4 protein-coding genes and 1 pseudogene are annotated in these 5,283 nt (G+C 74.0%); 1 reads left to right on the plus strand and 4 read right to left on the minus strand.

From position 1 onward, the window contains the following. The 3 genes and pseudogenes from GTW67_RS06145 to GTW67_RS06155 all read right to left on the minus strand — a co-directional run. Positions 1-305 (minus strand): annotated as a pseudogene (locus GTW67_RS06145) (aspartate dehydrogenase domain-containing protein); the annotation flags it as partial. Beyond that, on the minus strand, positions 302-1,267 hold the full coding sequence (locus GTW67_RS06150) for a VOC family protein (RefSeq protein WP_161163776.1): 966 nt from the start codon (positions 1,265-1,267) through the stop codon (positions 302-304). The gene GTW67_RS06150 and the pseudogene GTW67_RS06145, both read right to left, overlap by 4 nt. 19 nt (positions 1,268-1,286) lie before the next feature. Then, a complete protein-coding gene (locus GTW67_RS06155; RefSeq protein WP_161163777.1) occupies positions 1,287-2,774 on the minus strand; it encodes an aldehyde dehydrogenase in 1,488 nt (495 codons plus the stop codon). A gap of 285 nt (positions 2,775-3,059) precedes the next feature. Here GTW67_RS06155 and GTW67_RS06160 point away from each other — a divergent pair, with 285 nt between their 5' ends. Continuing rightward, entirely contained in the window at positions 3,060-4,448 is a 1,389-nt protein-coding gene (locus tag GTW67_RS06160) for an MFS transporter (RefSeq protein ID WP_161163778.1), read from the plus strand. Positions 4,449-4,583: 135 nt separating this feature from the next. On the opposite strand, the gene GTW67_RS06165 is transcribed toward GTW67_RS06160, so the two are convergent. After that, positions 4,584-4,769: a hypothetical protein gene (locus GTW67_RS06165; RefSeq protein ID WP_161163779.1), complete on the minus strand. Its 186-nt coding sequence runs from the start codon at positions 4,767-4,769 to the stop codon at positions 4,584-4,586. Positions 4,770-5,283 lie beyond the last annotated feature (514 nt).

Below are 5,283 nucleotides of genomic sequence, written 5' to 3' on the forward strand. Positions count from 1 at the left end.
TTGGCGAGGTCCTCGTCGGTGAGGGCGCCGGTGGAGGCGACCAGCAGGTCCGTGCCGGCGGTGAGCACGCGCTCGCCCCACTCGCGGACGACGCCCTGTCCCGCGGCCTCGACGATCAGCTCGCAGTCGGCGATCGCCTCCTCGAAGGGCACCTGGCCGACCGGGACGGCGTCGCCCAGCGGACGGTTGTCGACCACGCGGTGCAGCACCGCCCCGGGTACCTCGCCCGCGGCGAGGGCGGTGCCGACGACCCGGCCGATCGCACCCCAGCCCACCAGGCCGACCTTCAGCACACTGCCGTTCATGCGGAGGCTCCTTCTGCGAGGGAGGGTTCTGCGTCGACCGGGGGCAGGACGGGGCTGCCGTCCGGGGTACCGGCCATGTGGGCGCGGATCAGCTTCGAGGGCGGGCCCGCGGTGCCCCACAGGTCGGACAGCTCCGGGACGCGCCGCCACACCTTGCAGATCCAGCGGTCCTCCACGACCTGCGCGACCTCGGACGTGTACTCGCAGACCAGGCCGGCCGGGTCGGTGAAGTAGGAGAAGGTGTTGTTGCCCGGGCCGTGCCGCCCCGGCCCCCACTGGGGCACGACGCCGTGGTGGCGCAGCCGGCCGATGCCCCGCATGAAGTGGTCGACGGACCGCATCTCGTAGGCGACGTGGTTGAGGGAGACCCAGGGCGCCTGGTTGAAGGCCACGCAGTGGTGGTCGCTGTTGCAGCGCAGGAACGCCATCTGGTGCTCGGACCAGTCGGAGACGCGCAGGCCGAGGACCTCGCGGTAGAAGGCCACGGAGGCGTCGATGTCGGTGGTGTTGAGCACGACATGCGTCACGCCGACGGGCACCGCGCCGTCCTGTCCGCGGGGCGGGACGGCCCAGGTGTCGGCGGACAGCTCGATCAGCCGGCCCTCGTGGTCGTGGAAGCGCACCCCGTATCCGCCGCCGGCCTGGTCGAGCGGGCCGGGCCCCGCCACCGGGCGGATGCCGCGGCGTTCCAGGCGCCGCGCGGCCTCGTCGATCTCCGCCGGGGTGGCCACGGCGAACGCGAGCCTGCCGAGGCCGGTGCGTTCCGAGCGGGTGAGCTGGAGGGCGTGGTGTTCCGGGCCGGTGCCGCGCAGCCAGCTGGTGCTGTGCCCGGCCTCGACGACCTCAAGACCCCACGCCTCCTCGTAGAAGTCGGTGGCGGTGGTGAAGTCGCGGGTGAGCAGCTCGACCGAGCGCAGGGCGCGCAGCCGGGCGACGGGGGGTGCGTGCGGGTCAGGGGACATGTGCTCTTCTCCGGGAGTGTCAGCCGGCCCAGGGCAGGGGAGCGGTGGCGGTTCCCCAGTACAGGGACTTCTGGCGCTGGTAGGCGCGGATGCCGTCGCGGCCCTTCTCACGGCCGAGGCCGCTCGCCTTCATGCCGCCGAAGGGGGTGGCGATGCTGAACTGCTTGTACGTGTTGATCCAGACGGTGCCCGCGTCGACGCGGCGGGCGATCCGCCAGGCGGCCCGGTGGTCGCGGGTCCAGATGCCGCAGGCGAGCCCGTAGACGGAGTCGTTGGCCTGGCGGACCAGGTCCTCCTCGTCGTCGAAGGGCAGCGCGACCAGGACCGGGCCGAAGATCTCCTCCTGGCAGGCGCGCGCGTCGCCCGGCAGCCCGTCGAGCACGGTCGGCAGGTAGTAGGCGCCGTCCGCGTACGCGGGCCCGTCCGGCACGCTCCCGCCGCACAGGACGCGGGCGCCCTCCTCGCGGGCGAGGTCCACATAGCCGGCGACGCGGTCGCGGTGCGCGGGGTGGACGAGCGGGGCGACCTGGGTGTCCGGGTCGGTGCCGGGGCCGACGCGCAGTTTCCTTACCCGGGCGACGAGTTCGCCGACGAAGTCTTCGTACAGGCTCCGTGCCACGAACAGCCGTGAACCGGCGATGCAGGACTGGCCGCTGGAGGAGAACACGCCGAACATCACGCCGGCCAGGGCCTGTTCGACGTCCGCGTCGGCCAGCACGACGGTCGGTGACTTGCCGCCCAGCTCCAGCGAGACGGGCATCAGCTTGTCGGCGGCGGTCCGGGCGAGGGAGCGTCCGGTGGTGGTGCCGCCCGTGAAGGCGACCTTGCCGACGTGCGGGTCCCGCACGATCGCGTCGCCGACCACCCGGCCGGGCCCGGGCAGCACCGACAGCAGGGCCGGCGGCAGGCCGCTCTCCGCCAGCGCCGCCGCGACGAGCCGGCCCAGGGCCAGCGACACCAGCGGGGTCCACTCGGCCGGCTTCAGCAGCACCGCGTTGCCCGCGGCCAGCGCCGGGGCGAGCTTCTGGGCGTCGCTCGCGACCGGGGAGTTCCACGGGTTGATCGCGCCGACCACCCCGATCGACTCGTGCACGCTCATGGTCACGTACGCGCCGCGGGACGGGGTGAGCGCGTCCTCGGCGGTCTCCAGCGCGGCGGCCGTGTACCGGAAGGTGGCGGCGGCGCTCGCCACCAGCGCGCGGGTCTCGGTCAGCGCCTTGCCGGTGTCCGCGGTCTGGAGGGCGGCCAGGTGCTCCGTGTCCTCCTCGATCAGCGCGGCGACGCGGTGCAGCAGACGCGCCCGCTCGTGCGGCAGCAGCTCGCGCCAGCGGGGGTCGAAGGCGGCCTCCGCCCCGCCCCGCGCCGCCTCGGCGACCTCCTCGGCGGTCACGGCGTGCACCGTGGCGAGGGGCCGGCCCGTGGCCGGGTCGAGGGTCACCGTCGCGGCACCCGAGCCGCGCCGCCACCGGCCCGCAACGAGCGCTTCGTCCGGGGGAGTTCGGAGCATGCGGGGGCCTCCTGCACAAGGTCCGGGGGAGCTGCCTGAGCAAGCATTTGGGTAAGCGCTAGAAATCTAAGGGCTTAAATATCTCGGGCGCAAGAGGTCCCTCCGAACAGATCGCTCGGCAAATCGCTGCTTCAGGCCTTGACGCGGTCCCGCTCGCCAGCGATACAACTTAAGCGCTTAGAAGCTTGGCGCTCACCTGACGTTCCGTCGGCCGCTGCCCCGCTCTTCTTCGCCGCTGCTCCCGCGCTTGCCGTCCCCTTCCCCTGCGACCAGCGGAGTCCACGCATGACGACCGAAGCAGTACCCGACAGCACGCTCCGAGCCTCCATAGCCGCCCGTTTCGAGCGGCTGCCCCTGTCCCGCTGGCACGTCACCGTGCGGCTCGTGGTCGGCGCCGTCACGTTCTTCGAGGCGTTCGACCAGCTCCTGATCGCCTACGCCCTGCCCGAGCTGCGCGGCGAGTGGCACCTGTCCACCTCCGCCACCACGCTGCTGCTCACGGTCGGCTCGATCGGCATGCTGGTCGGCGCCCTGCTCTCGGGACGCGTCGCCGACCGGATCGGCCGCGTCCGGGTGATCGCCCTGTGCGTGGCCCTGTCCAGCGTCGCCAACCTGGCGCTCGCCCTCGCCCCCTCACCGGAGGCGTTCATGGGGCTGCGGTTCGTGCAGGGCCTGGCGATCGGCGGGGAGGTGCCGGTGGCCGCCACCTTCATCGCCGAGATCACCCGCAGCCACAAACGGGGCCGCTTCGTCCTGCTGTACGAGCTGGTCTTCCCGGCCGGTCTGACCGTCGGCGCCCTGATGGCGGCCTGGCTGGTGCCGGTGCTCGGCTGGCGGTGGATGTACGGGCTCGCCGCGCTGCCCGGGGTCCTCGCCTACGTGGTGCACCGCATGGTGCCCGAATCGCCGCGCTGGCTCGCCGACCGCGGCCGGACCGAGGAGGCCGCCGTCGTCATGACGCGGATCGAGACGGCCGTGGAGCGGGCGACACGCGCACCGCTGCCGCCCGTCGCCCCGCCGACCCCCGCCGCCGAGGCCACCGGCAAGGAGGGTTCCGCCGTCGGACTGCGCGGCCTGTTCACCGGCCGCTACCGGCGCCGCACCCTGGTCGTCGGCGCCCTGTGGTTCACCGGCTACTTCGTCAACTACGGCATCACGTCCTGGCTGCCGACCATCTACCAGAACCGCTACGACCTCTCCCTGTCCGACGCCCTGCTGTACTCCACGGTCACGTCCTGCGCGGGCCTGCTGGGCTGCCTCCTCGCCGCCCTCACCGTCGACCGGGCCGGCCGCCGCCGGGTGATCACCGCCTGTCTGGGCGGCTCGGCCGCGCTCCTGCTCGTCCTCGCCTGTCTCGGCGCGGCCACCGCGGTGCAGGTCCTCGTCTGGACGTCGCTGGCCGCCGTGTTCTTCTTCGGCTCCAACATCTGCCTCTACCTCTACACGCCGGAACTCTTCCCGACCCGCATGCGGGCCCTGGGCAGCAGCGTGGGCGGGGCGCTCAACCGCCTCGGCGTGATCCTCGGCCCGATCGTCGTCGGCGCGGTCTACGCCGGCGGAAGCATCGGCACGGTCTTCCTCACCCTGGCCGCGGTGTCCCTGGCGGGCGCCGTCGTCGCGGGCACCTGCGCGGAGGAGACGGCGGGGCGGCGACTGGAGGACGTGTCGCCGTAGCGGCGCGGACCGGCGCCGTCGCGGGGGACCGGTGGGCGGCGCCATGGCGAGCGCGGGGTCAGCGCGCGCGGACCGGAGGCGCTGACCGGCGTCGCCGGTGCCCGGCGTGGGAACGGGACGGGTGACTCGGCGGTCTCAGGCGATGAGGCAGGTGTAGTCGCCGCTTTGTCCGATGCCGATCCGGCCGGTCCGGGGCAGCAGGCCCGGGTCCGGTGGTCCGACGGCGGCAAGGGAGCAGGCGGGGTCGCCCACCACGCCCTCGGCGGCCATCCGCCGGGCGGCGGCCACCGCGGCCGGGGACGTGAACCACGTCGTGGTCACCACGCGGCCGTCGCCCGGTGTCGGCGCGGGGGACGCGGTGGGCTTGTGCGTCGGTGTGTGGCCGGCGGATGCTCCCGGCGGTCTCGGTGTCGCCGTACTTCGGGCTGAGGGTTTGTGCGTCTTGGGCGCGGCGGTGTCAGGTGCCTTCGCCGATGGGGCGGGGCTGGATGCCTTCTTCGGGGCGGAGGGACTGGGCGTCCCCTTCGTCCGGGAGGGGTGTGGCGTGGACGGGCCGGGCGTCGTCTTCGGTGTACGCCCGGCCGACGGGGTGGCGGCGCCGGCCCGGGGAGGCGACGTCTCCGGTCGCGGGGTGGCCCCGGCCCGTGAGGGCGGTGTGGAGCGGCCGGGTGTCGGTGCGGTGGTGCTGACCCGGGGACGCGACGGCGTCGGCTCCCGGCGTGCCGTCCCGGTCCGCGACGGTGTCGGCTCACGCCGCGGGGCCGTACCGGTCCGTGACGGTGTCGGCTCACGCCGTGGGGCTGGCCCGGTCCGTGAGGGTGCCGCGGAGGCAGGC

The organism is Streptomyces sp. SID5910 (genome assembly GCF_009862125.1).
Lineage (GTDB): Bacteria > Actinomycetota > Actinomycetes > Streptomycetales > Streptomycetaceae > Streptomyces.